The sequence below is a fragment of the Micromonospora sp. C31 genome (assembly GCF_018070575.1).
GTDB lineage: Bacteria > Actinomycetota > Actinomycetes > Mycobacteriales > Micromonosporaceae > Micromonospora.
This window is the reverse complement of record NZ_JAGPXN010000019.1, coordinates 52,118-76,758: the sequence shown is the minus strand read 5'-3', so window position 1 is coordinate 76,758 and position 24,641 is coordinate 52,118. Positions and strand designations below refer to the sequence as shown.

Sequence of the window (24,641 nt, the reverse complement as noted above, 5' to 3'; positions counted from 1 at the left end):
CAACCATGCGACGTCGTACCCGCGCCGCCGTGCTCGCGGCGCTCACCATCGGACTGGCCGGCGGCTGCGCCGACGGCGGGGAGTCGCCTTCGGCCGGCGGCTCCCCGTCGGCCTCGCCGAGCGCCACCGCCTCCCCGGTGACCCCCGGCCCGCCCTGGTACGACGAGGTGGTGGCGGCTCCTGCCGGGACCACGGTGGGCGGCAAGGGCACGCCCTGCGAGCTGCCGGTCACCTTCTCGGTGCCGGCGAGATGGAAGGTCGAGGCGGTGAAGGGTTCGGCAGAGCTCGGCGAGCCGCGCCTCGGCAAGGCCCTCATGCTGTGCGAGATCGACGCCAAGCCCGCCGGCTCGATCGGGTTCCTCCGCGTGTGGCGGGTCGACGGGGTCGCCGGCGGCGCCGAGGCGCACCTGGAGCATTTCCTCGACGCCTACTCGCCGGAGGCGGCGGACGCGGAGTACCGGCGTCTCAAGGCCGGCACCCTCGACGCCGTCGAGGCGAGCTATCCCAGGAAGGACGGCGGCGCGGTCGGCGACCGGGCCGTCGCGGTCTCCTCCCTCTATGGTCCGATCGTGCTGAGCCTGGACACCTCGGACCCCGTGGAGCTGCTGCCGGCGTACCAGTTGGTCAAGCAGTCGGCCCGGATCAACCGCGACTGACGCCCGCTCAGGTGCCGCAGGTCGTGGCGGGCAGGCCGGTCACCGGCACCGGGGAGCGGCCGTCCGGGCGGGCCTTGCCGGCCAGCACCCCGGCGAGGGCGGTCATCGACGCCCGGCTGGACGAGTAGGTCGCCAGCAGCATGGGCGACTTGGCCTTCGCCAGCACGTACGGGGTGTCCATGGCCACCGTGACGGCGGCGTCGGCGCGCAGGTCACCGGTGCCGTCGCCGTAACCGACGAGGTGCACCACCGTGCCGCCGCCGGCCACCACCCGGACCCCGGCCGCCTTGAGCGCCTCGGTCAGCGCCGCCCGGGTGTGGTCCCGCCCGCCGGAGGCGGTCACGGTCACCGGGCCCCGGACGCCGCCTCCGCAGGCGCCCCGCAGCACCGTCACCGAAGCCGCGGCCAGGTCCTCCGCCGCCTTGCGGTGCGCCGGTCCGCCGAGGGTGGACAGCTCGGGCGTGGGCCGGTCGGCGAGCTTGAACTTCATCGTCAGCACCCGGGTCGCGGCCTCGACGAGGCGGGCCCGGGGCAGCGAGTCGTCGCGCAGCGCGGCGAGCAGCCCGTCGTACGCCTGACGGACGTTCGGCGGCATCAGGATCAGGTCGTTGCCCGCCTTGAGCGCCCGCACGGCGGCCTCGCCCGGCGACCAGCGCTTGGCCGGCGGCATGTTCATCCCGTCGGTGATCACGACGCCCTGGAAGCCGAGCTGGCCACGGAGCACGCCGGTGAGCAGCTTGTGCGAGAAGGTCGCCGCGGTGCCCGGGTCCACGGACCGCACGTCGAGGTGGGCGGACATCACGGCCATCGCGCCCGCGTCGATGGCGGCGGAGAAGGGCGGCCACGCACCGGTCTCCAGCGTCCGGCGGGGCTGGCCGAGCACCGGCAGTCCCTCGTGGGAGTCGGCGGCGCTGTGCCCGTGCCCCGGGAAGTGCTTGACGGTGGCCGCGACACCGGCGGACTGCAACCCCCGGACCGCGCCCGCGACCTGCCCGGCCGCCACCTTCGGGTTCGCCCCGTACGACCGGGAGCCGATCACGGTGCTGCGGGTGACGAGCACGTCGGCGACGGGGGCGAAGTCGAGGTTGATGCCCATCGCGGCGAGTTCGGCGCCGGCCGCCCGCCAGGCGGCCTCGGTCAGCTCCGGCCGCCCGGCGGCGCCGGCGGCGAGGGCGCTGGGCAGCAGCGTCACGCCGTCGGTGATCCGGGTGACCACGCCGTGCTCCTGGTCGGTGCCGACCAGGAAGGGCGCCGGACCGGCGGGCAACCGCCCGGCGGCCGCACGCAGGCCGTCGGTCAGCGCGCGAACCTGCTTCGGGTTGTCGACGTTGGTCGTCTCCTGGTTGCCCCTGGTGGGGTCGTCGGCGCTGAAGCCGACCAGGATCAGCCCGCCGAGCCGGTACTTCTCGACCATCTGGGCGGGGGTGTCCACCCCCGCCAGTGCCTGGTTGCCGGCCGCCGAGCCGGGCGAGACCCGGGTGGCCGCGTCGCCGTAGGCGTACGGCATGAGCACCTGGCCGACCAGGTCCTCGTCGGCCAGCGAGGCCACGAGGGCGGCGGCGCGGGCGGCGGGATCGGCGCCGGGGACGCTGGCGGCGGGTGCCGGGGTGGCCGTCGGGGCGGCGGCGCTCGTCGGCGTCGGATCGGGGCGGCGGTCCGCCGGCCCGGAGCACCCGGAGACGAGCAGCGCGGTCAGGGCGGCGAGCGCGACGCCGGCACGTCGCGGGGTAGTCGACACGCCGCCCATCCCACCAGTTCATCCCTTATCGGGGCAACTTGACCTTCACCCGACCGGATGAGTCGTTCCCGGTCGGAGCCCCGGCGTCAGCCGACGCGGGTGAGCAGGGTCACCGGTGCGCCGTCGCCGGCGTACCGGTAGGGCTCCAGTTCGGCGTCCCACGCCGTGCCGAGCGCCTTGTCGAGGGCGTGCGCGAGGGCCTCCGGTGCCCGCGCGCCCGTCATGATGCTGCGCAGGCGGTCCTCACCGAGCTGGATGTCGCCGGCCGCCCCGACGGTCGCCCGGAACAGGCCGCGCCCGGGCACGTACATGAAGCGCTCGCCGTCGGCGCCGGGGCTCGGTTCCTCGGTGACCTCGAAACGGATCATGGGCCACTGCCGGAGGGCAGCAGCCAGCTCGGCGCCCGTCCCCGGACGACCGGTCCACCCGCACTCGGCCCGGCGGGCGCCGGGGTCGACGGGCTGAGCCGTCCACTGCAGGTTGACCGGCGCGGCGAGGACGCGCGCGATCGCCCACTCGACGTGTGAGCACACGGCGAGCGGGGTCGAGTGGACGTATACGACGCCACGCGTTGGCACGGTGACCTCCCGGAGAGCGAGGTGCGTCTTCCCCTACGACCTCGACCACCGAGTGGTTGTTGGAACACATGATGACTGGTGTGACGGATGGTGCGCCAGGGAATCGGAGAATTCGCGCCGGAATAGTCGGACGGGTGCCCCGGTTGACCCCTCACGACGCGATGACCAGCCAGGGACCGTGTTCGTGTACAGTTCCATCGGCGGCCTGTGCCGCGCACATCTTCGCGGGCCCATCCGTCAGGGCGGTGCCCGCACAGCCCCCGGACTTTCCGTCCTCCCGTACGTCTTGCAAGGAGTACCTCCGTGGCGAGCAACACCTCTAAGACCGCGCGCGCGTCAGTCCGGGCCGGCCAGGCAGGCCAGGGTGGCGCCCTCAGCGTGCTGGGCGAGTTCAAGTACGTCATCCCGCTCAACGGCGGCAAGCACGCCTACGTGCGGAACCTGACCAACGGCAAGACCGCGCACCTGCGCACCGACTCCGACGCGTTCGTCGAGGAGATCCGGGTGCTGGCCGCCGCCGGCCACGCCGCCAAGATCCGGGCCGAGCTCAACAACCTCAACGCCACCCACCCGGGTGACGGCTGGGACGCCACCGAGAAGCGCCTCGTCGAGGCCGGCGTCTTCGAGGGCTGAGCCCTCCCCCACGCGACACCTGAACCGCCCGTCGGGATCATCCCGGCGGGCGGTTCCGCGTCCACGCCCCCGGCAGCCCACTCGCTTGTGAGGTGTAAGGAAGGGGCCCTTCCTATACACCAGGCGTTAGGAAGGGCCCCTTCCTTACACCTCCAGCAGGGCCACCTCGCCGGTCGCCAGGTCGTAGAGCGCGCCGACCACCGCCAGCCGGCCGGCGGCGACGGGTGCGGCGAGCAGGGCGTCGGCGCGCAGGGCGTGCACCGTACGGAGCACGTGCCGCCGGACGGCCATCGGATGCACCCGGGGGTCGTCGACGCCCACCTCGGTCACCGCCGGGGCGATCTGCTCGACGAGGTGGGCCAGCGAGCCACCCGGCGACCGGCCACCGCGCAGCGTGTCGACGGTCGAGGCGACCGCGCCGCACCGCTCGTGCCCGAGCACCACCACCAGCCGGACACCCAGCTCGCCCACCACGTACTCGATGGAGCCGAGCACCGCCCGGTCGAGCACGTGCCCGCCGGTGCGGATCACGCAGATCGAGCCGAAGGTCTGGTCGAAGATCGCCTCCAGCGGCACCCGCGAGTCGATGCAGCCGAGGAGCACCGCGTACGGCTGCTGGTCGCCGGAGGCCGCCGCGGCGGCCGCGGTGACGTCGTGTCCGTGGATCGGCTGGCCGCTGACGAAGCGGCGGTTGCCGGCGAGCAGTTCGGCCAGCGCGGCCCGGGGAGAGCCCATGCTTACAGCTTGGCGGGCCCATCGGACGCCCGGAGCGAGATGGGGATCTTCTCATCGACACGGTTGTCGTGGTCTCATGACGGGTAGCCGGTGTTACCACCGGGTATCCCCGGTGTTGCGGTTCCGCGCGGGCGCTGGGGAGGTGAGCGATGCCGGATCACGTCGAGGTACGTCTTGCCGACGACGTACGCCTGCACGTCGAGGCGGCCGGACCGGCCGACGCCGGGGTCACCGTCGTGCTGCTGCACGGCTGGACCCTGGACGGGCGGGCCTGGCACCGGCAGCTCGCCGACCTGCGGCACCGGTTCGACGACGCGGTGCGGGTGGTGACCTACGACGCCCGTGGCCACGGCCGGTCGAGCTGCATGGCGCTGCCCACCGCCACCGTGGCCCAGCTCGGCGACGATCTCGCCGCGGTGCTGGACGAGGTGGCGCCGACGGGGCGCGTCGTGCTGGTCGGCCACTCGATGGGCGGCATGACGATCATGGAGTACGCGCACCGCCATCCCGGGCACTTCGCCGCCCGGACGGCCGGGCTGGTCTTCGTCTCCACGACCGCCGAGGGCCACACGCACACCGCGTACGGCCTCTCGCCCCGGATCGCCCGGTTGATCCGGCTCGCCGAGACGACCGGGGCCGGCGTGCTGGCCCGGTGCGGGTCCTGGCGGCCGCCCCGGGCGCTGCTGCGCGCGCTGCGTCCCAGCATCCGCTGGATGCTCTTCGGCGACCGTTGCGATCCGCACGACATCCGGCTGGTCACCTCGGCGGTGGCCCGCGCCTCCCTGCGCTCGATCGGCGGGTTCCGCGCCTCGATCGGGGCGCAGCACCGGCTGGACACCCTCGCCGCGCTGGCCCACCTGCCGGCGGCCGCCCTGGTCGGCGACCGGGACCGGCTCACCCCGCCGCCCTGCGCCGAGTCGATCGCCGCCGCGCTGCCGGCGACCGAGCTGACCGTCTGCCCGGGTGCCGGGCACATGCTGATGATGGAACGCCCCGACGAGGTCAACGAGGCGGTGGGCGGCGTGCTCCGGCGCGTGCTCGCCGCCCCCGGCGCCGGCGCCACCGCCGCCGCCCGGGCGGACTGACCCGGGCCGCCGGGAGCGCGTCTGGGTCCCGGCGGGCGTGACGCGGGTTCCTTTCCCGCACCGGTGGCGCCGCTGGTTGCGCGCGGGCCGTACCCTCTTGCGGTTGGCCTGGCGCGGTTGGCGCGGTTCGCGCCGCCCGCCGCCGACGTCAGGAGGAGCGAGCGGTGACCGACCAGACCACCCTGGAACAGGAGATCGCCGTCGAGCAGCGGCATCTCGACCGGGTGTACGCCCGACTGGCCGAGCTGCGCCGGTCGGCGGTGAGCGCCGAGAAGGAGGGCTACCGGCTCGCCCGGGTGGGCAACTTCGGGGCGCTGGTCGAACGGGACGCGATGGTGTTCCACGCCGCGCGGCGGCGGCACATGCTGGACGCCGAGCACGAGGGCCTGGTCTTCGGCCGCCTGGACCTGCTGGACCGGCAGGTGCTGCACGTCGGGCGGCTGGGCATCCGCGACGACGACGCCTCCACCCTGGTGGTCGACTGGCGGGCTCCGGCCGCCGCCGCCTTCTACCAGGCCACCCCCGCGCAGCCGCTGGGCGTGGTGCGGCGGCGCACCATCCAGTCCTCCGCCGAACGGGTCACCCGGATCGAGGACGACCTGCTCGACCCCGTCGCCGCCCCCGCCGACATGGCGATCGTCGGTGACGGGGCGCTGCTGGCCACGCTGTCGAAGGCCACCGGCCGGGGCATGCGGGACATCGTCGCCACCATCCAGCGGGAGCAGGACGAGGCGATCCGCTCCCCCGGCTCGGGCGTGACGATCGTGTCCGGTGGTCCCGGCACCGGGAAGACGGCCGTCGCCCTGCACCGGGCCGCGTACCTGCTCTATTCCGACCGCAGCCGGTTCGCCGGCGGCGGCATCCTGGTGGTGGGCCCGTCCTCGGTGTTCGTCGAGTACATCGCCTCGGTGCTGCCCTCGCTGGGCGAGGACACCGCCACCCTGCACTCGCTGGGCACGCTCTTCCCGGGCCTGGGCGCCACCCGCACCGATCCGCCGGCCGTGGCGGCGGTGAAGGGTTCGCTGCGGATGCGGCGGGTGCTGGAGCGGGCGGCCCGCGACGCGGTGCCGGGCGGCCCGACCGAGCTGCGGCTGCTCTACCGGGGCGCGCTGCTCCGGTTGGAGCGCCGCGAGCTGGACGGCATCCGGGACCGGGCGATGCCCCGGGGCGCCCGGCGCAACGAGGTGCGCCGGGCCGGCTTCGACGGGGTCTTCGCGGCACTCTGGGCGCAGGCCCGCAGGTTGGGCGTCGGCCGGCTGCCCGAGCAGCGCGCTTTCGAGGACGAGGTCGCCGAGCGGCCGGAGTTCCGGGAGTTCCTCAAGGCGTGGTGGCCCCGGCTGCACCCTCGGCACGTGCTGGGCTGGCTGGCCCGCCCGGAGCGGTTGCACCGGTACGCCGCCGGCATCCTCTCCCGCGCCGAGATCCGGTTGCTGACCGAGGCGTACCGGAGCCTCGACGCGGCCGGGCTGACGATCGCCGACATCGCGCTGCTCGACGAGTTGGACGCGCTGCTCGGCAAGCCGATGCGGCCGGCCCGGGCCCGGCGGGACCCGTTCCAGCTCGCCGGCGGGGTCCGCGAGCTGAGCACCTTCGCCGACCGGCAGCGCGCCGCCCGCGAGGCGGCCCGGGAACGCCCGGACGACTACCGGGAGTACGCGCACGTGGTGGTCGACGAGTCGCAGGACGTCTCGCCGATGCAGTGGCGCATGATCGGCCGGCGCGGCCGGCTGGCCTCGTGGACGGTGGTGGGCGACCCGGCCCAGACGGCGTGGACGGGCGAGGCGGAGGAGCTGACCCGGGCCCGGGACCAGGCGCTGGGCCGGCGCAAGCGGCACCACTTCACCCTCACCACCAACTACCGCAACTCGGCGGAGATCTTCGCGGTGGCGGCGGCCGAGATCCGCCGGCTGCATCCGGATCTCCCGCTGCCCAGGGCGGTGCGCTCCACCGGCGTCGAGCCGGTCGCGCTGGCGGTGCCGCCGGCGGAGCTGGAGACCGCCGTCGTGGCGGCGGCCACGGCACTGCTCGCCGAGGTCGCGGGCACGGTCGGCGTGATCACGCCCGTGCCCCGTCGTGACGAGGTCGCCGGCTGGCTGGCGGGCCTGGGCGCGCCGCGCCTTCAGGTCGTGACCAGCCTGGAGGCCAAGGGCATGGAGTACGACGGGGTCGTCCTCGTCGCCCCGAGCGAGATCCGGGCCGACCCGGGGTCGGGGGTGCGGACGCTCTACGTGGCGTTGTCCCGGGCCACCCAGCGGCTGACCACCGTCGATCCGACCGGCTGAGCATCCGTTACTTGCACACATAGCAATGTGAGCATAAATTGAACGCGGATCCGGATCCCCAGAGGGAGGATGGGCGCGTGGGCGCAGGTCATGACCACCATCACGGGTCGGTGGCGAACGCCGCAGCCCGCCACCGGGGTCGGCTCTGGGCGGCCTTCGGGCTGCTAGCCGGCCTGATGGTGGTGGAGGCGGTGGCAGCCTTCCACACGGGCTCGCTGGCCCTGTTGAGCGACGCCGGGCACATGTTCACCGACGTGCTCGGCATCGGCATGGCGCTCGCGGCGATCGCCGCGACCCGGCGGGCGGGCGCCGACCCGCAGCGCACCTTCGGCCTCTACCGCCTGGAGGTGCTCGCCGCCCTGGCCAACGCCCTACTGCTCTCCGGCGTCGCGGTCTACGTCGTGATCGAGGCCGTGCGTCGCCTCGACGACCCGCCGGAGGTGCTGGCCGGCCCGATGCTGGTGGTCGCCGTCCTCGGCCTGCTCGCCAACGTCGGCGCCTTCGCGCTGCTGCGCTCCGGGGCGAAGGAGAGCATCAACGTGCACGGCGCGTACCTGGAGGTGCTCGGGGACCTACTGGGGTCACTCGGCGTGATCGCCGCGGCGCTGCTGATCGCCACCACCGGCTGGTGGTGGGCGGACCCACTGGTGGCGGTCACGATCGGGCTGTTCATCCTGCCGCGCACCTGGCGGCTCGGGCGGGCCGCGCTGCGCATCCTGGTGCAGGCCGCGCCGGAGCACCTCCAGGTCACGGCGGTGCACGACCGGCTGGCCGCCGTGCCCGGCGTCGCCGAGGTGCACGACCTGCACGTCTGGACGCTGACCTCCGGGATGGAGGTGGCCTCGGCGCACCTGACCATGGCACCCGGCGCGGAGGTCGGCGCGGTGCTGAGCACCGCCCGGGCCGCACTGCACGACGACTTCCAGATCGAGCACGCCACGTTGCAGATCGAGCCGAAAGCGTCGCCCGGGGCCTGCGGGGCGGTCGAGTGGTAATGAGGACATCCTTAATTCTGGGAGAGCATTGTTACGATATGCCGGATTTGTAGGTTAACGGACACGCACCCTGCGTAACCTGCGCTGCAACAGCCACACCGGCACCGGTAGGCTCGGCCTCGGTCTCCGCCAGGCGGCACCCACCGGTGCCGGCGGGGGCCGCCGCCTAATCGCCCGGCGGGGCGAACCGGGGAACCATGTTCGTGGGGTGCATCCGCGTCAGCGGTAGGGATCTTCCGTCCCGAACCCGTCAGCTAACCCGGTCGGCGGCTGACGGAAGGACACGTGTATGCCAGTGATGGCACCTGTACGACGACGTGCCGCCCGGACGGCGGCCCTGATCGCCACGATGCTCGCCCTCGGCGCCGCGGTGGCCCCGGTCACCGCCGCCCCGGCGGCGGCCGCCACCCGCGCCGGCCTGCTCGCCGCGGCTCCCGGCCAGGACGACGAGGGCGGCACCCCCGCCCTGCGCAACCAGCTGGAGGCCGCCAGCAAGGGCTACCTCGACGCCAAGCGCGCCCTGGAGACGTCGAGCAAGCGGCAGCAGCAGCTCGCCGCGCAGCTCAAGACCACCGAGGTCGAGCTGACGGCACGCAGCGCCAAGGTCGGCGAGATCGCGGAGGCCGCCTACCGCACCGGCCGCCTGAGCGTGGCGTCCGCCCTGCTCAACAGCGGCACGCCCGACGGCTTCATGGACCGCGCCGCCGCCCTCGACGCGGTGGCCGCCAAGGAGGACCGGGCCCTGCGTGAACTCCAGCAGACCCGGGACGAGGTCGCCCGCACCAAACTCGCCCTGGACGGCGAGATCCGGGAGCAGCGCAAGCAGGTCGCCGTGATGGCCAAGCGCAAGGAGCAGGCCGAACGGGCGCTGACGGTCGCCAACCGCAAGCAACAGCAGCAAGCACAGGAACGGCAGCGGCAACAGTCCACGAGCGGGGGCGGCTCGCCGGGCGGCACCTCGAACAAGACCGCGAAGGCGGCGCCGCGCAACTCCGACGGCTCCTGGCCGCGCGAGTCGTGCAGCGTCAACGACCCCACCCCCGCCAACGGCTGCATCACGCCGCGCACCCTGCACGCGCTCAACCAGGCCAAGGCGGCGGGTTTCACCCGCTACGTCTCCTGCTACCGCCCCGGCGGCTCCGGCGAGCACCCGAAGGGCCGGGCGTGTGACTTCGCGGCCCAGAAGGGCGGCTTCGGCGGCGACGCCACCGGCGGGGACCGGACGTACGGCAACAACCTGTCCGCGTTCTACGTGCGCAACGCCGACCGCCTCGCCGTGCTCTACGTGATCTGGTACCGGCAGATCTGGCTGCCGAGCAGCGGGTGGAAGTCGTACAGCGGGGCCAACGGCGACCCGTCCAGCGACCACACCAACCACGTGCACCTGTCGGTCTACTGACGCCCCCGCCCCGGTGCCCCGCCCGTCGCGGGTCACCGGGGCGTGCCGGGCGGCCGGTGGCTCACGCGACCGGAACTCAGGCCGCCGGTGGCGCCGGCGGGCGTGCGTCGAGGGCCGCGGCGAGACGCGCGGCCAACCCGAGGTGGGCGGCGCGGGCCTGGCGGAACGCGTAGCCGAAGAGCGGCGCGGGCGCGGCAAGGGTGATCTCCACGTCGACGCGGACCACGCCGTCGGGCTCGGTCCGTAGCCGGGTGTGGTTGCGCACCGTGGTGGCGGGCCACGGTGACGATCTCGTCGGGCTCGTCGACGAGGACGTCGGCCCGGTAGGTGATCGGCAGGCGCACCGGCCCGGCGGCCAGTCGGTCGGTGATGTCGTAGCTGGCCCGGGCCCCGGGGCGGGGTGGCACCCGACGGACTTGGACGATCAGCGGATGCAGACCCTCCTGCCGGGCGGGATCGGCGAGCAACGCCGCGGCCTGCGCGACGGAGCAGCGCGCCTGGACGGTGTAGCTGAAGGAACTCCGCCTGAGCACGCCGTCTCCCCACCGTCGATGGTCGCCCGATCGTCGCGCACGCCGGGCGCCCTGGCAACGCCGCGCCGATCCCGCCCGGAGAACCGGCGTCCCGGCGCCCACCGCACTACGGTCAGCTGGTGGACGGTCACGGCACGTACTTCTCGGGGGTGGGCGCATGAACGGGTACGACGGATGAGCGGGCACGTGATGGTCTTCGCGCCCACGCCCCGGCTGACCGTGACCGTCGACCAGCCCAGCGAGGCGCCGGAGCTGCACCTGCACCCCGGCGGGCAGGGCGTCTGGCAGGCCCGGATGGTGCTGTCGCTCGGGGTCGACGTGGTGCTCTGCACCGCCCTCGGCGGCGAGATCGGCCAGGTGTTGGAGCCCCTGCTGGCCAGCGAGGGGGTCGACCTGAAGGTGGTGGTACGCGACTCCGACAGCGGCGGCTACGTGCACGATCGCCGCGAGGGCTCCCGGCAGGAGATCGTGGACGTGCCCGGCCAGCCGCTCAGCCGGCACGAGCTGGACGAGCTCTACAACCTGGCGCTCGGCGAGGGGCTGCGCGCCGCGGTCAGCGTACTGAGCGGGCCCAACGAGCCGTCGCTGGTCCCGGCCGACCTCTACCGGCGGTTCGCCGCCGACCTGGGGGCCAACGGCAGCCGGGTGGTGGTCGACCTCTGCGGCGAGCATCTCGACGCCGTGCTGGACAGCGGCGTCTTCTTCCTCAAGGTCAGCCACGAGGAGCTGATCGCCGACGGCCGCGCCGACGGCGACGAGGAGGAACAGCTCACCCGGGCCCTGTACGACCTGCACGCCGGCGGCGCCGAGAACGTGGTGGTGAGCCGGGCCGACAAGCCCGCCCTCGCCCTGGTCGACGGCGAGGTCTTCGAGGTGGAGATGCCCCGGCTGGAGGCGGCCGACCCGCGCGGGGCGGGCGATTCGATGACCGCCGGGGTGGCGGCCGTGGTGGCGCGTGGCGGTGACGTGCGCACCGCCATCCGTACCGGCGCGGCGGCCGGCGCGCTGAACGTGACCCGGCACGGCCTGGGCACCGGCCGGCTCGACTCGATCACCGGGCTGGTCGAGCGGGTGCGCCTCGTACCGGCCGGCAGCCGGCCGCAGGAGCGGACCAGCCCTGACGAACTGGCCGACCGGGCGGCCGAGCGATGACGCTGCGGGTGCTGGTCACCAACGACGACGGGATCGCCGCGCCCGGCATCCAGGCGCTGGCGCGGGCGGCGGCGGACCGGGGCCTGGACGTGGTCGTCGCCGCGCCGCTGGAGGAGGCGAGCGGCACCAGCGCCGCGATGACCGCGGTGGAGCGGGACGGGCACGTGGTGGTTCACGAGCACCCGCTGCCGGACCTGCCACAGGTGCCGGCGTTCGCGGTCGGCGGCTCCCCCGGCTTCATCGCGCTGATCGCGGTGCACGGCGCCTTCGGGCCCCCGCCGACGGTGGTGCTCTCCGGCATCAACCGGGGCGCGAACGCGGGACGCGCCGTGCTGCACTCGGGCACCGTGGGGGCCGCCTTCACCGCCGCCGCGAACGGCTGCCGGGCGATGGCCGTCTCGCTCGACGTGCTCTCGGCCGGGGAGGCCACGGCCGCCAGCGGGGGTGCCGCGGTGGCCGCCGCCGCCCGGGTACGCGACGCCGAGCGGCACTGGCCGACGGCCGCCCGGGTCGCCCTGGACCTGCTGCCCCGGCTCACCGCCGGGCCGGTGGAGAGCGTGCTCAACGTGAACGCGCCGGACCTGCCGCACGGCCGGCTGCGCGGGGTGCGCCGGGGCACGCTGGCCAGCTTCGGTCAGGTGCAGATGACGGTGGCGGAGGCCGGGCACGGCTTCGTCCGCACGTCGCTGGAGGAGCCGGGGCAGGCCGTGCAGCCCGGCACCGACCTGGCCCTGCTGGCCGCCGGGTACGCCTCGGTGACGGCGATCCGCGCGGTCACCGAGGTGGCGGACGTCGACCTGTCGGGCCTCGGCGACGCCTGAGCCCCCCGCACGCTCCCGCGGCGGATGCCCCGCGGGACGGCACCGCACCGGTGCCGTCGGCGTGACGGCCGGGGTCGCCACCGGCAGGGTGCCGTCGGCGTGACGGCCGGGGCCGTCGGCGTCGTCGCTGGACACGTTGATGCCCGCCGTCGTGCCGGGTGCGGCCAACGACGGCCGGGTGCGGCCAACGACGGCCCGGTGCTGCCGGCGGCGGTCAGGCGCCGGGGAGGACCTCGGGGGTGGGCGCACCGGCGTAGTAGGGCTCGGGGGCGCCGAAGAGACCGAGCAGGCCGGTCACCCAGAGCTGCCGGTGCACGAACCGGCTCGGCTCGGTGACGACGAGCTTGACGCCACTGACCTCGGCGGTCTGGAAGCCGGCGACCATGGCGCTGATGCCTACCGAGTCGATGAAGGTGACGAGCCGCATGTTCAGCTCGATGCGGCCGGGGCGTCCCTTGGTCAGGACCTCGGCAATCGCCTCGCGCACCTCGTACGCGGTGTCGACGTCGATCTCACCCCGCGGGGCGATCTCGATGACACCACCGGGCAGGACCGACTTCACGATCGACAGGCTCACGCGAGCACCTCCACTCGCCCGTCCGACGGGCGCCTCATCAGTACGCGGGCCGCGACCGAGAGTATTCCTCCGACGGCCTCGGTCGCCACCCCTCGGGATGAGCAATTCGCGGATGAGGACACAGCAAGTCGCCCCCTATCCGGACTTTTGATGTTTTTGTCCACCAGACGCGACAGCTGTCGCTGGCGCGTCGCGCCCCCAGGGTAGCCGCCTGCGCCCCGCATCGCCCACCAGCGGTCCCCCGGCGTGGCCTGTCTCGCTTCGGCCCCCGACCTTGCCCGTTCTGCCTAGCATCGGCTCCGACACACGACTGCGACCGGGAGGACGATCGATGCTCAGGAGACTTGCCGCGCTGGCCGGCGTCAGCGCGCTGTTGGCCCTCGTACTGGCCTGCGGGTTCGGCGGCGGCGGAGGCGATGACGACGACGATGACGACGACGACTTCGCCCGGGGCGGGACGGCGGCGGTCGCCGTCCGCTGACGCCGGGCCCGCGCACCGTCCCCGCCCGGCGGCCACCGGGTGGCGGAAGTCGGCAGGCCCGGTGTCGGCAGCGCCGCGACACCGGGTTTGCGCAGCCGCCCCACGGGGCACAGGCGGAATGAGCGAACCGTCACACGCCGGTGCGACGCCGAAGTCCGAAGTGGCCGCCGGCTTCGGCACCCCGAGGAGGTAACCACCATGTTCGGAAGCAACCTGCTGGACCGCCGCAACAAGCCCGAGCGGATCGCGGACCAGGCGTGGCAGCACCTGGTTTCGGCGGTCAGCTCTGCCGGTGACAGCGTCCGGGACACCGCCCGTTCGGCCCGCCGAGGCGGTTCCGGTCTCGCCGACGAGGCCGGCGACCTGGTGGGCTCAGCGGCGGACGAGGCCCGCCGCCGGGCCACCCTGGCCTTCGACGCGCTGGCCGGCCGCCGGCCCGCGCTGCCCTGGACGCTGCTGGTCGGCGCCGCGCTGGTCGGCGCGGCGATCGGCTGGGCTGCCGGCACCGCCGCGCGCGCCGCCGGCAGCCGGGGCGACCGCGCCATGGACGACATCGAGTTCGTCGACGTCGACCGGCCCAACTCCCCCGTCGGCCTCGACGGCTGACCCGCCGGCCCAGGCTCGGCGGCCTACCCCGCCCGGCCCAGGCTCGGCGGACGGGCCCCGGCCGACCCCTGAGGGTCGGCCGGGGCCCGCGCCGTTTCCGGGTGACGCCCCGCGGCCGACGGCACCGCACCGCACGGCCCCGCCTCAGAGGGCCGCCACGCTCGCGGGTGCCCGCTCCGCGCGGCTCAGCGCGCGCAGCACCGCCGGCTGACCGTGCCGGCGTACGGCGAGCCGGGCCAGCAGCGTCAGCACCGGCTCGACCGTCTCGGCCGGCAGTTCCGGGGTGGGCACGCCGACGCTGACCGCGAGGTCGTCGGCGTGCACGACGAGTTCCATCAGCCGGGTGGCCAGGTAGTCGTCCAGGGTGAGCGACCACGAACCGCGGGGTACGCGCACCACCCGTCCGGGCGCCTGCGCCGGCAACGCGCCGGCCAACTCGCCCAGCGTGGCCGCACACCGGTCGAGCAGGGCGGCCGGGCCGTCGGCGGCGAGGCCGTCACCGGCGCGGCGGATGGCGACGTTCACCGTGGCGTCGACCGGTGCGCCGAGCCAGCCGCCGCGCGCGTAGTGCTCGAGCAGCCCCACTGGATCGCCGTCGGGGACGGGCGCGGCCAGCACGGCGGGGACGCCGAGCACCTGGCTGGCGAGGTGACCGGCCAGACCCGACACACCGAACGCCGGCAGGGCGCTCGGTTCCTCCCAGCCGGCCGCGACGGCCGGGTCGGCGAGCAGGTCCACCGCCGAGCGCGCGGCGGTGAGGTAGGCCGTCCTGATCGGACTCACGGAGGGTGCCTCCTTCGACGGGCGGTCCCCTGAGCCTATGGCCCACCGGGACGCCGATCCCTCTCGATACGTGCCGGGTCGAACCGAATGTCGGCCGCCAGGCCGGCCGCTGGTCCGGCCGCTGGGCCGTCAGCCGCCCGCTGGGCGGAGCCGCCAGCCGCCCGCCCGAGCCGTGCGCGCCGGGCCCGTCCAGAGGGTCCGGGGTGCGCGGCCGGGCGGGGGTGGTGCGGTCAGCGGGCGGTGCAGCTCACGGTGGCCGGGGCGGTGTTGGCCCCGGTCGTACCGGCCAGGAAGCCGGCGGTGGCGGTCGCACCCGCACCGAGGGCGCCGTTCCAGCCGGCGTCCCGGACGGAGACGGCCGCCCCGGTCTGGATGTGGGTGCCGCCCCAGAGCTGGGTGATCTTCTGGCCGTCGGGGAACGTCCAACTCACCGTCCAGCCGGCGATCGCCGCGCTGCCGGCGTTGCGCACCACCAGCTCGCCCTGGAACCCGCCCTGCCAGGAGCCGGTAACCCGGTAGGTCGCGGCGCAGCCGCTGGTCGGCGGCGGCGATGTGGGCGGTGCAGTGGTCGGCGGCGGGGTGGTCGGCGGCGGAGTCGTGGGCGGCGGGGTGGTCGGCGGCGGAGTCGTGGGCGGCGGCGGGGTGGGCGTGCCGCCGAGCCGGTCCGCCACCAGGATGCCCCGGCCGTTGGTGCCGAGGTAGACCCGGCCGTAGACCCGGGGGTCACCGGTCAGTGCCTCGCCCGCGTTGCCGTACTGGTGCTGGTCGTCGTTGATCCGCACCCAGGTCGCGCCGGTGTCGTCCGAGCGGTGCACACCGGGTCGGCCGTCGACGGTGCCGAAGAGGTACAGCGCCGGGTACGTCCGACCGGGCGCGGCCCTGCCGAAGCCGACGTTGCCGGCGGTGCTCACCCCCGCCAGTCTGCTGAAGGTGGCTCCGGAGTCGGTCGAACGCCACAGCCCACCCTCGCCGGCCAGCCACAGCTCGCCCTCCTTGCCGGGCAGCGCCTTGAACTTGACGTTGCCGGTGGCGGGCAGGCCGGTGGCGGGCGAGGCCGTGAAGCTCGCTCCGCCGTTGGTGCTGACGTAGAACCTGCCGCCCGCGAAGGCGTAGAACCTGTTCGGGTTCACGCGGTCGGACTCGATCGTCGCGTTGGCCGGGACGCCCGTCGACGCGGCCCACGAGGCGCCGAAGCCGACCGAGTGCACCACCTGCTGGCCGGCGTCGCCCGGGGCCCAGACGAACCGGCTGCCGTCGGCCGAGGCGGCGACCGTGCCGCCGCTGTCGACGCCGGACGGCTCGGTGCCCTGGAACCAGTTCGCCCCGCCGTCGGTGGAGAACGCGACGTGGCTGTCGCCCGGGCGGTCCGCGTCGGCGAAGTTGCCGGCCCGCACCATCACGGCCGGCTTCGTCTCGGCGTAGTCCAGGCTGGTGGTGCTGGTGAAGTTCGGCTGGGTGAACATCATCGGCGGTACGGCGTCCAGGTCGGCGTGCCGGAAGCCCCCGATGTCGCCGAGCGCGCTGACCAGCGGCGCCCCGGAGGGCGGGCTGACCAGGTCCAGCACGGCGGTCTCCTCCAACCCCTCGACCATGGGCTTGATGGTGAACTGGCTGCCGGTGTCCCACTTCGTGAGGTCGGTGCTGCCGTAGATGGTGGCGCCCGTGCCGTACAGGAAGCGGTTGCTGTCGTGCGGGTCGATCTCCACCGACTCGTTCATCCAGCCGAGCTTCGGGGTCTCCTCCGGCGGCGCCGGGTTGCTGCCGAAGGTCAGCCACGGCACCGAGCTGACGTCCATCGTGTAGCGCTTGGACCGGTTCGGGTAGCTGCTGAACTCCCAGATCCGGGTCCAGGTGGCGCCGCCGTCGGTGCTGCGCCAGAAGATCGCGTCCGGCCACCACGAGATCTGGGTGGCCACCATGAGGGTGTTCGGCTGCTGCCGGTCGATCGTCAGGCCGCTGTAGCCGAAGTACGCGTCGGTGCTGGTGGACGGGACCGGACTGATCCGCGTCCACGCGCCGGTGGCACGGCTGAACTTCCACACGTCGCCCTTGCTGCCGTCGTACGGGCCGCCGGTGTCGCTGGTGGCGATGTAGAGGAAGCCGCCCACCGGGTCGACGACGCCCTTGTGCGCGAGGTAGCCGGTCGGCTGCCCGGCGATCCGCTCCCAGCTGGCGCCGCCGTTCGTGCTGCGGTAGACCGGGTTCTCCTTGTCGGCCACGCCGACGTAGACGGTCTGCGTGGCGTTGCCGGCCGTACCCGTGCTCTTGTCGAAGCTGACCCAGGTCAGGCCCTGGTTCTGACCGTTGTAGCCGTCCGGGTCGCTCGGGTCGGCCCGGTAGTTGCCGGCGTTGGGAAAGTTGGCCACCTCGGCCCAGGTCGCCCCGAAGTCGGTGCTGCGCCACAGGCCGTTGCCGCCCTCGGCGCCGTAGTACAGGATGCTGTTCCTGTTGGGGTCGACGGCGAGCCGCTCGCCCATGCCCCGGCCGGGCATGTTCCCGCCGTTCTTGAACGGCAGCTCGGTGACCTGCCAGGTGGCGCCCTTGTCGGCCGAGCGCAGGATGGCGCCGTTGTTCGGGTCCCAGTCGTTGGTGTACATGCCGACGGCCGCGTACACCCGGTTGGTCTGCACCGGGTCCGTGGCGACGCTGACCACGCCGTTCCAGCCCCACTTGTCGGCGCCGACCCAGTCCAGCAGCGGCGTCCAGGACTGGCTGGCCTGCTCCCACCGGTACATGCCGCCGATGTCGGTGCGGGCGTAGATCAGGTTCTTCTCGGTGGGGTTGAAGACGATGCCGGGGACGAAGCCGCCGCCGTCGATCCGGACGTTCTTCCAGGTGTACGCCTCGGCGGCGGCTGCGGCGGTGGGCGCGCCGGCCGCGGTGAACGGTGTCGCCACGACGGCCGCGGCGACGACCAGCGCGGACACGACCGCGCCGACGTAACTTCTCCGCATCTGCGGTTCCTTCCGGGTACGCGAAGCCGGGGGTGGCCGTGGTGACGGCCAGGACCGGCGAGGGACGTGCGGAATCGCGCCGGAGCTGCCCTGGCTCCGGTCGTCGGCGCGACGGCTCCCGCACCCGAGGAAGGAACTCACCCTAACCGACTCCCGGGCCGTGTGGAAGCGCTCCCAGGCGCTCACCCCTGGGGGGTGAGGGGGTCTCACCCACCCCCGCGCCAGGATCGGTCCCGGCGGAAGCATGCGCACCGGCAGCCATCCCGTGAGGAGTGACCGATGGCCATCGAGACGATCAGCCGTAGCGACCAGGACATCCAGTCGGCCGTGCTCGACGAGCTGGCCTGGGAACCCCGGGTACGGCCCCACGAGATCGGCGTGACCGTCGCCGAGGGCGTGGTGACGTTGACCGGCCGGGTGGACAGCTACGCCAAGAAGTGGGCCGCCGAACGGGCGGCGCACCGGGTGACGCGCGTCCGGGCGGTCGCCAACGACCTGGCCGTACGCCTCGGCACCGGCGCGGAACGCGCCGACCCGGACATCGCCGCAGCGGCCGGGCACGCGCTCGAGTGGGACGCGTTCGTCCCGCTGGAGCAGCTCGACGTGACCGTCTCGCACGGCTGGGTCACGCTGCACGGCGAGGTGGAGTGGGAGTACCAGCGCCGCGCCGCCGAACGCGCCGTGGCCCGGCTGACGGGCGTACGCGGCATCAGCAACGGCGTCACGGTCCGCCCCGACGTCCGGGCGGACGGACACGACCTGGCGGTCCGGATCGTCGACGCGCTGGCACGCAACCGGGCCACCCCGGCGGAGCGGATCACCGTCCGGGTGCACGGCGACACGGTGCTCCTCGGCGGGCTGGTCCACTCGATGCCGGAGCGGACCGAGGTGGAACGGACCGTGTGGTGCGCGCCGGGCATCCGCGAGGTGCAGAACCACATCGCGGTCGCCCCGGTGCTGGCCTGAACCGGGCGGCGGGAACCGGGCGGCGGGCCTCGGCGCGGAACCACCCGGGCGGGGTGAACCGCCCTCACCCCGTGGCGGGCACGCTGGGAGGCATGACTGATCCGAAGGGGTCGACCCGACCCGGGCCCGCCGCGCCCCGCGCCTCCCTGCCGGCCGCCCTGCCCGGGGTCGTGCCGCAGCAGCGTCTCGGCGCCGGATCGGGGGTGGGCACCCGATGAGCACGCCCCTCCAGGTCACCGCCCGCCTGCGGACCCCGGTGACCGGGCACGACCACGTCCGCGGGCCGGTGGACGCGCCGGTGACGATCGTCGAGTACGCCGACTTCCAGTGCCGGTTCTGCGGGGCCGCGTACGCGAACCTGCGCGAACTGCTGCGGCAGCGGGCCGACACGGTGCGGCTGGTGTACCGGCACTTCCCGATCACCAACATGCACCCGTACGCCGAGCAGGCCGCCGAGGCGACCGAGGCGGCCGGCCGGCGCGGGCAGTTCTGGGCGATGCACGACTGGCTCTACGAGCACCAGGACCAGCTCGACCCCGTGCACCTGTCGGTCGGCATGGAGCAGCTCGGCCTGCCCGCCGACGAGGTCGCCGCGGAGGTGGAGCGGCAGGCGCACGGCGACCGGGTGCGGCGGGACTTCGTGGGCGGCATCCGCAGCGGCGTCCACGCCACCCCGACGCTGTTCGTCAACGGCACCCGCCACGACGGCGACTACGACGTCGCGGACCTCCTGGCGGCGGTCGACGCCGCCACCTCCTGACATCCATCCGACCGCCCCGACCCCACCGGACCAACTCCGGAGGCCGGCCTCCGGGCCGCCTCCGGTGGCGCAGTCAGATCAGGTGGAGGTCGCGGGCTCGGCGGACGGCTTCGCGGCGGCGGGTGGCGTCGAGCTTGCGGTAGATGTTGCGTACGTGGGTCTTGACCGTGTTGACCGACAGGGACAACTCGGCCGCGATCTCCACGTTCGACAGGATGCTCTGCAGGTAGCGCAGGATGGTCAGTTCCCGCTCGGTGAGCGGCTCGTCGAGCGCCGCCGCGCCCCGCTCCGCCGGGGCCCGCTCGGCCGGCGTCTCGGTGCCCCGGACCAGGTCGCTGACGGTCGGCCAGTGCGCCGTGCCGGCGTCCAGGTGCGCGGCCAGCAGGTCGCGGACGCCGGGCTCGGCACGGGTGAACGGCCGCCGGAAGCCGTCCGGCCCGCCCAGGTCGAGGGCCCGTTCCAGCAGTCGTCCGGCCCGCCGTTCGTCGCCCGCGAGCCGGGCCAGCGCCGCGTCCAGCACGGCGGCGTCCAGGCGTACGGGCAACGGCCAACCGGCCGCCTCCGCCGAATCCCAGTCGGGCAGCGCGTACCCGGCGGCACGCGGGTCACCGGCGCGCAGCTCGACCCGGGCGAGCGCGACGGCCAGCCACGGAGCGACGGCCGGCGACGCGACGGCCGGCGACGCGACGGCCGTTGACGACGGAGCGACAGCCGGCGACGGAGCGGCGGCCCCCGGCGCGGCGGCGACCCGCGCGGCTGCGGGGCCTACCCGGTCGCCGAGCAGGTCGCGGGCGGCGGTCAGGTCGCCCCGTGCCCCGCGCAGGTCCGCCTCCACGGCCAGCAGCCAGTGCGCCAGTTCGCCGGCCCGGGGCCGGTCGGTCAGCCGCTCCCGCGCCTCGGCCAGCACCCGGTGCCCCTCCGGCAGGTCACCGGCGTCCCGCAGCAGGTACGCCCGGCACAGCGCCGCCACCGCCCCCACCACGGGCTCGCCGCTGGCCGGCCCGGCCAGCGCCAGGTTCGCCTCCGCCTCCCCGGGCTGGTCCCGGTGCAGCGCGACCAGGGCCAGCGCCAGGTACGCGTGGGCGCAGTCCTCCCGGCAGGACCAGCCGTGGCAGGGCGGCATGGCGAGGGCGTCGCGGGCGAGGGTCTCGGCGGCCCGCAGCTCGCCCCGCACGGCGTACAGCAGGGCCGCCCGGCTGGCGCAGACCAGCTCCGTACGCGGCCGTCCGGCCTCCCGGGCCGCCGACAACGACCGGGCGAAGGCGAGGCCGGCTGCGGGCAGGTTCCCGTCCGCCAGGTCGGCCAGGCCGAGCGCGGTGCCGGCCACCGCCCGCACGTCGGCGTCCTCGGCGGCGGCACCGTGCGGCTCCGCCGGCACCTGCGCGGCGAGCAGCCCGTCGGGGGGCCTGCCCGGCGGCGTCGGACGGGTGGCGAGCAGCCGGGCGGCGGCGGCGCGTACCGCCTCGGGGTCGCCGGCCAGCCGGGCCAGGGTGAGTTCCAGCGCGCTGACCAGCCGCCGGAACCGGTCCCGGCGCGGCGCCGGCAGCGTCCGGGCGGCCTCGACCGCGCCGCGCAGGTACCCGGCGGCGGTGGTGGCGTCGCCGGCCCGGGCCCGCTCGGCGGCGCAGGCCAGCCCGAGTTCCGGATCGCGGCGTACGGCCTCCGGCGGCGGGGGCGCGGGCGCCCGGCCGGCGGGCGTCTCCCGGTCGTACGGGACCAGCTCCGGCCAGCGGGCCACGAAGAGCGCGGCGGCCCGGTCGTGGTCGCCGCCGGAGAGCGCGTGTCGCAGCCCCTCCGCGGGTCGCCCGTTGTCGGCGTACCAGTCGGCGGCGCGCAGGTGCAGCTCACGCAGCTCGTCCGCGGGCAGCCGGCCCAGCTCGGCGTGCAGCAGGTCAGCCAGGATCGGGGGGCACCGGTACCAGGGCGGGCGGCTGTCGTCGCGGTGCAGCAGCCCGCCGTCACCGGCCAGGCCGGCCAGCGCCTGCCCGGCGTCGGTACGGCCGGTCAGCGCGTCGGCCAGGCCGGCACAGACGGCGTCCGCGACGGCGGAGCGGCGCAGCACGTCCCGCGTGTCGGGGTCGAGCCCGGCGAGCACCTCCTCGCGCAGGTAGCCGGCCACGTCCGGCTGGTCGCCGCCGAACTGCTCGACCCAGCGGGCCGGGTCCGGCTGCGCGCGCAACGCCAGCGCGGCGAAGCGCAGCACCGCCGGCCAGCCCCCGGTGCGGGCCCGCAGCCGGCGCACCCCGGCTGCCGGCAGCGCCACCCCGTGTGCGGTCAGCAGGTCGGCGACCTCGTCACCGCTGAAGGCCAGCGCGTCGGGACCGACCTCGGTCAGCTCCCCGGCCAGCCGCAGCCGGTGCACGGCCAGGGGCATCCCGGCGCGGGCGCCGACCACCAGCCGCAGCCGCTGCCCGGTGTGGCGGAGCAGGAACTCCAGGCCGGTCAACGCCGCCGGGTCGGTGATCCGGTGCAGGTCGTCCAGGACCAGCAGCACCGGCCGCTCCCGGGCGGCCAGGGCGGCGGCCAGCAGCTCCAACTGGTCGGGGCGGGGCGGCCGGTCGGGCACGGGCGGGCACGGCACGTCGTCGGCGGGTTCCGTGGCCGCGCGCAGCGCCGCCGCGAGGTAGGACCAGAGCCGGTCGCCGTCGTCGCCGGCCTCCACGGAGACCCAGGCCGCCCGGGGCCGGTCGGGTTCCGTCGGAGCGCCCGCCGCCGCGCCGAAGTCGCCCGGTGCGGCACCGGCCGGTGCACCGTCCCGGGCCCCCTCGGCGGCGGTGGTCACCGGCCCCTGCCCGACCCGGCCCCGGTGCGGGCCGGCCTCGCCGGCCGCCCGGAACCAGGAGGCGAGCAGCGTCGTCTTGCCCCATCCCGCCGGGGCGCGGACCAGGGTGACCGGCCCGGCGGTCCCCTCGTCCAGCGCCCGCAGCAGCCGGGGGCGCAGCACCAGCGGCTCCGGCGACGGGGCGGGGCGCAGCCGCGACGCCAGGAGCGGCACGCCGGCCGGCCCGCCCACGACCGCGACGACTCCCGTGTCCCGTACGTCCTCCGGCATCCGGCCCGCCCTCCACCGATGCGTCCACTCCCCCAGGTCCCGCGGGCGGCGGTTACCCGGCGCGGGCCCGTTCACCCCTTCGGGGCGACCCGGCTTCACCCCGCCCCGGGCCACCCTGGGCGTACGTGGGCGACCGGCCGCGCGCACCGGTGCGCGTCCGGTGGGGAAGGCGACGGGAGGCGGGCCGAGGTGGCTGGGCGGGGACGGATGGGACGCCTCGCGGGAACGGCCGGGGTGGCGCTCGCCCTCGCGACGGCGGGCCGGGTACTGGCCGTACGGCGGCGCGGGTCGGCCTGGCCCCGCGCGGCCGGCGCCGATCCGCGCCCGGGACGTTGGCAGGTGGTGACCGTCGACCGCGCCCCCGGGGAGGTGCTGCCCGGTGGTCGCTGGCCGGAGCCCCTGCGCCGGCTCGGCGCGGCGGTGCAGGTCGAGCTGCGGCCGGCCCCCGGCTGCCGGGGCACGGAGCTGGCCGCCCGGCCGGTGCCCGGCGCGGCGGCCCCCGCCGGCCTCGCCGCCCACCTGGTCGGCGACGACCCCGGCCTGCTGGTGCGCCGGGCGTTGCGGGAGACCAAACAGCTCGCCGAGACCGGCGAGGTGCTCCGCGCGGACCGCTGGCCGGCCGACCGCGCGCCGGGGTCGCCGCGATGAGGGCGCTGTGCTGGGTGGGCGCGGGCGAGCTTGCGGTACGGCAGGTGCCCGACCCGGAGCTGCGCAACGGCCACGACGTCATCGTGCGGGTCCGCCAGAGCGCCACCTGCGGCGGGGACCTGCCGCTGCTGGCCGGGCGGGTGCCCTTCCTCGCCGTCGGGGACGTGCTCGGGCACGAGTTCCTCGGCGAGGTGGTCGAGGTCGGGCCGCAGGTGCGCCGGCACCGGATCGGCGACCGGGTGGTGGTCTGCGCGTCGGTGGCCTGCGGCAGCTGCTGGTACTGCCGGCGCGACCTGCCCTCCTGCTGCGACAACGGCAGCGCCGACCCGGCCGTCGCCGAGGCGGCGTGGGGCCACCCCACCGGGGGCGCGTTCGGCCAGCCCCGGGCGATGGGCGGCTTCGCCGGCAGCCACGCCGAGTACGTCCGGGTGCCGTACGCCGACGTCGGCGCGTTCACCGTGCCGGAGCCGGTCAGCGACGACCGCGCGCTGTTCGCCTCCGACGCCGCCCCGGCCGGCTGGATGGGCGCCGACCTGGGCCAGGTGCGCCCCGGCGACGTGGTGGCGGTGTGGGGCGCGGGCGCGGTCGGGCAGCTCGCGGCGCGGGCCGCGCGGCTGCTCGGTGCGGAGCGGGTCATCGTCGTAGACGCCGAGGAGGAGCGGCTGCGGATGGCCGAGCGGCACGCCGGCGCGGAGACGATCGACCACCGGTTCGCCGACGTCACCGCCGAGCTGCGCGAGCGCACCGGCGGGCGGGGCGCGGACGTGTGCGTGGAGGCGGTCGGGGCGGCCTGGAACGGGCACGGGCCCCGGTCGCTGGCCGAGCGGTTCAGCGGGGGCGCCGAGCGGCCGGCCGCGGTACGCGAGGCCGTGCACGCCTGCCGCAAGGGCGGCTCGGTCTTCCTGCTCGGCGAGTTCACCGGCTTCGTCGACAGCTTCCCGCTCGGGGCGGTGACCAACAAGGGGCTGACGGTACGGGGCGCGCGGCAGCACGGGCAGCGCTACATCCCGATGCTGCTGGAGCGGATGGCCCGCGACGAGCTGCGTACCGAGCACCTGGCCACCCACCGGCTGCCCCTGGAGCGGGGCGCGCAGGCGTACGCGCTGTTCCGGGACCGGGCCGACGGCTGCGTCCGGGCCGTGCTCAGCCCCGACCTCCGACCCGCCGACGGCTGAGGCACAACCGCTGCGCCCCGCCGCGCCGGGTG

General features: G+C 75.4%; 23 protein-coding genes and 1 riboswitch. Of the genes, 15 read left to right on the top strand and 8 right to left on the bottom strand.

Annotated elements, in window-relative coordinates; translation table 11 throughout:
• Nucleotides 1-5: 5 nt before the first annotated feature.
• On the top strand, nt 6-656 hold the full coding sequence (locus KBX06_RS22360; protein WP_210838276.1) for a lipoprotein: 651 nt from the start codon (nt 6-8) through the stop codon (nt 654-656).
• 7 nt (nt 657-663) lie between these two features.
• Here the strand turns inward: KBX06_RS22360 and KBX06_RS22355 are convergent, their stop codons facing one another.
• Nucleotides 664-2,403, bottom strand: coding sequence for a glycoside hydrolase family 3 protein (locus tag KBX06_RS22355; RefSeq protein WP_210838274.1), 1,740 nt, complete (start codon nt 2,401-2,403; stop codon nt 664-666).
• A 77-nt stretch (nt 2,404-2,480) separates the two neighbouring features.
• Nucleotides 2,481-2,972, bottom strand: coding sequence for a DUF3145 domain-containing protein (locus KBX06_RS22350; RefSeq protein ID WP_210838272.1), 492 nt, complete (start codon nt 2,970-2,972; stop codon nt 2,481-2,483).
• Between the two features lie 303 nt (nt 2,973-3,275).
• Between KBX06_RS22350 and KBX06_RS22345 the strand changes: the two genes are divergently transcribed.
• Nucleotides 3,276-3,605: a hypothetical protein gene (locus KBX06_RS22345; protein WP_210838270.1), complete on the top strand. Its 330-nt coding sequence runs from the start codon at nt 3,276-3,278 to the stop codon at nt 3,603-3,605.
• Between the two features lie 144 nt (nt 3,606-3,749).
• Here KBX06_RS22345 and KBX06_RS22340 read toward each other — a convergent pair whose 3' ends face one another.
• Nucleotides 3,750-4,340, bottom strand: coding sequence for a carbonic anhydrase (locus KBX06_RS22340; protein WP_210838268.1), 591 nt, complete (start codon nt 4,338-4,340; stop codon nt 3,750-3,752).
• 149 nt (nt 4,341-4,489) lie between these two features.
• Here KBX06_RS22340 and KBX06_RS22335 point away from each other — a divergent pair, with 149 nt between their 5' ends.
• The 4 genes from KBX06_RS22335 to KBX06_RS22320 all read left to right on the top strand — a co-directional run bounded on the left by KBX06_RS22335 (nt 4,490) and on the right by KBX06_RS22320 (nt 10,101).
• Entirely contained in the window at nt 4,490-5,425 is a 936-nt protein-coding gene (locus KBX06_RS22335; protein ID WP_210838266.1) for an alpha/beta fold hydrolase, read from the top strand.
• Between the two features lie 164 nt (nt 5,426-5,589).
• Nucleotides 5,590-7,707: an AAA family ATPase gene (locus tag KBX06_RS22330; RefSeq protein ID WP_210838264.1), complete on the top strand. Its 2,118-nt coding sequence runs from the start codon at nt 5,590-5,592 to the stop codon at nt 7,705-7,707.
• Between the two features lie 77 nt (nt 7,708-7,784).
• Nucleotides 7,785-8,702 (top strand): cation diffusion facilitator family transporter, encoded by a 918-nt coding sequence (locus KBX06_RS22325; RefSeq protein WP_210838262.1) that lies wholly within the window; start codon nt 7,785-7,787, stop codon nt 8,700-8,702.
• A 153-nt stretch (nt 8,703-8,855) separates the two neighbouring features.
• A riboswitch (cyclic di-AMP (ydaO/yuaA leader) is annotated at nt 8,856-8,987 on the top strand.
• Nucleotides 8,988-9,000: 13 nt separating this feature from the next.
• Nucleotides 9,001-10,101 (top strand): hypothetical protein, encoded by a 1,101-nt coding sequence (locus KBX06_RS22320; RefSeq protein ID WP_210838382.1) that lies wholly within the window; start codon nt 9,001-9,003, stop codon nt 10,099-10,101.
• Nucleotides 10,102-10,177: 76 nt separating this feature from the next.
• Here KBX06_RS22320 and KBX06_RS28025 read toward each other — a convergent pair whose 3' ends face one another.
• Nucleotides 10,178-10,366, bottom strand: a complete 189-nt coding sequence (locus tag KBX06_RS28025) for a hypothetical protein (RefSeq protein ID WP_247686456.1) — start codon at nt 10,364-10,366, stop codon at nt 10,178-10,180.
• 442 nt (nt 10,367-10,808) lie between these two features.
• On the opposite strand from KBX06_RS28025, the gene KBX06_RS22310 reads away from it, so the two are divergent.
• Entirely contained in the window at nt 10,809-11,786 is a 978-nt protein-coding gene (locus tag KBX06_RS22310) for a 1-phosphofructokinase family hexose kinase (RefSeq protein WP_210838259.1), read from the top strand.
• The gene (gene surE, locus KBX06_RS22305; RefSeq protein WP_210838258.1) at nt 11,783-12,607 is read left to right on the top strand and encodes a 5'/3'-nucleotidase SurE; all 825 of its coding nucleotides are present in this window, start codon (nt 11,783-11,785) and stop codon (nt 12,605-12,607) included. Before KBX06_RS22310 ends, surE begins: the two co-directional genes overlap by 4 nt.
• 214 nt (nt 12,608-12,821) lie before the next feature.
• Here surE and KBX06_RS22300 read toward each other — a convergent pair whose 3' ends face one another.
• Nucleotides 12,822-13,184, bottom strand: coding sequence for an STAS domain-containing protein (locus KBX06_RS22300; RefSeq protein WP_088998998.1), 363 nt, complete (start codon nt 13,182-13,184; stop codon nt 12,822-12,824).
• A gap of 331 nt (nt 13,185-13,515) precedes the next feature.
• Between KBX06_RS22300 and KBX06_RS22295 the strand changes: the two genes are divergently transcribed.
• Both KBX06_RS22295 and KBX06_RS22290 read left to right on the top strand, forming a co-directional pair.
• Nucleotides 13,516-13,665 (top strand): hypothetical protein, encoded by a 150-nt coding sequence (locus tag KBX06_RS22295; RefSeq protein ID WP_210838256.1) that lies wholly within the window; start codon nt 13,516-13,518, stop codon nt 13,663-13,665.
• Nucleotides 13,666-13,863: 198 nt separating this feature from the next.
• Nucleotides 13,864-14,271, top strand: a complete 408-nt coding sequence (locus KBX06_RS22290; RefSeq protein WP_088998997.1) for a hypothetical protein — start codon at nt 13,864-13,866, stop codon at nt 14,269-14,271.
• 144 nt (nt 14,272-14,415) lie between these two features.
• Here the strand turns inward: KBX06_RS22290 and KBX06_RS22285 are convergent, their stop codons facing one another.
• Together KBX06_RS22285 and KBX06_RS22280 are read right to left on the bottom strand one after the other, a co-directional pair.
• Entirely contained in the window at nt 14,416-15,054 is a 639-nt protein-coding gene (locus tag KBX06_RS22285; protein WP_210838254.1) for a maleylpyruvate isomerase N-terminal domain-containing protein, read from the bottom strand.
• A gap of 230 nt (nt 15,055-15,284) precedes the next feature.
• Nucleotides 15,285-18,008, bottom strand: coding sequence for a cellulose binding domain-containing protein (locus KBX06_RS22280; protein WP_210838252.1), 2,724 nt, complete (start codon nt 18,006-18,008; stop codon nt 15,285-15,287).
• Nucleotides 18,009-18,287: 279 nt separating this feature from the next.
• Between KBX06_RS22280 and KBX06_RS22275 the strand changes: the two genes are divergently transcribed.
• The 3 genes from KBX06_RS22275 (at nt 18,288) to KBX06_RS22270 (ending at nt 19,734) form a co-directional block, all read left to right on the top strand.
• Nucleotides 18,288-18,974 (top strand): BON domain-containing protein, encoded by a 687-nt coding sequence (locus tag KBX06_RS22275; RefSeq protein WP_210838250.1) that lies wholly within the window; start codon nt 18,288-18,290, stop codon nt 18,972-18,974.
• 92 nt (nt 18,975-19,066) lie between these two features.
• Nucleotides 19,067-19,192 (top strand): hypothetical protein, encoded by a 126-nt coding sequence (locus tag KBX06_RS28290; RefSeq protein WP_256442453.1) that lies wholly within the window; start codon nt 19,067-19,069, stop codon nt 19,190-19,192.
• Complete coding sequence (locus KBX06_RS22270) at nt 19,189-19,734, top strand: DsbA family protein (RefSeq protein WP_210838248.1); 546 nt, start codon at nt 19,189-19,191, stop codon at nt 19,732-19,734. The genes KBX06_RS28290 and KBX06_RS22270 overlap by 4 nt, the downstream gene beginning before the upstream one ends.
• Before the next feature lie 73 nt (nt 19,735-19,807).
• On the opposite strand, the gene KBX06_RS22265 is transcribed toward KBX06_RS22270, so the two are convergent.
• Nucleotides 19,808-22,861: a LuxR C-terminal-related transcriptional regulator gene (locus tag KBX06_RS22265; protein WP_374225668.1), complete on the bottom strand. Its 3,054-nt coding sequence runs from the start codon at nt 22,859-22,861 to the stop codon at nt 19,808-19,810.
• A gap of 132 nt (nt 22,862-22,993) precedes the next feature.
• On the opposite strand from KBX06_RS22265, the gene KBX06_RS22260 reads away from it, so the two are divergent.
• Nucleotides 22,994-23,434, top strand: coding sequence for a hypothetical protein (locus KBX06_RS22260; RefSeq protein ID WP_210838244.1), 441 nt, complete (start codon nt 22,994-22,996; stop codon nt 23,432-23,434).
• Nucleotides 23,431-24,609, top strand: a complete 1,179-nt coding sequence (locus tag KBX06_RS22255) for an alcohol dehydrogenase catalytic domain-containing protein (protein WP_210838242.1) — start codon at nt 23,431-23,433, stop codon at nt 24,607-24,609. The genes KBX06_RS22260 and KBX06_RS22255 overlap by 4 nt, the downstream gene beginning before the upstream one ends.
• The last annotated feature ends 32 nt before the right edge of the window (nt 24,610-24,641 follow it).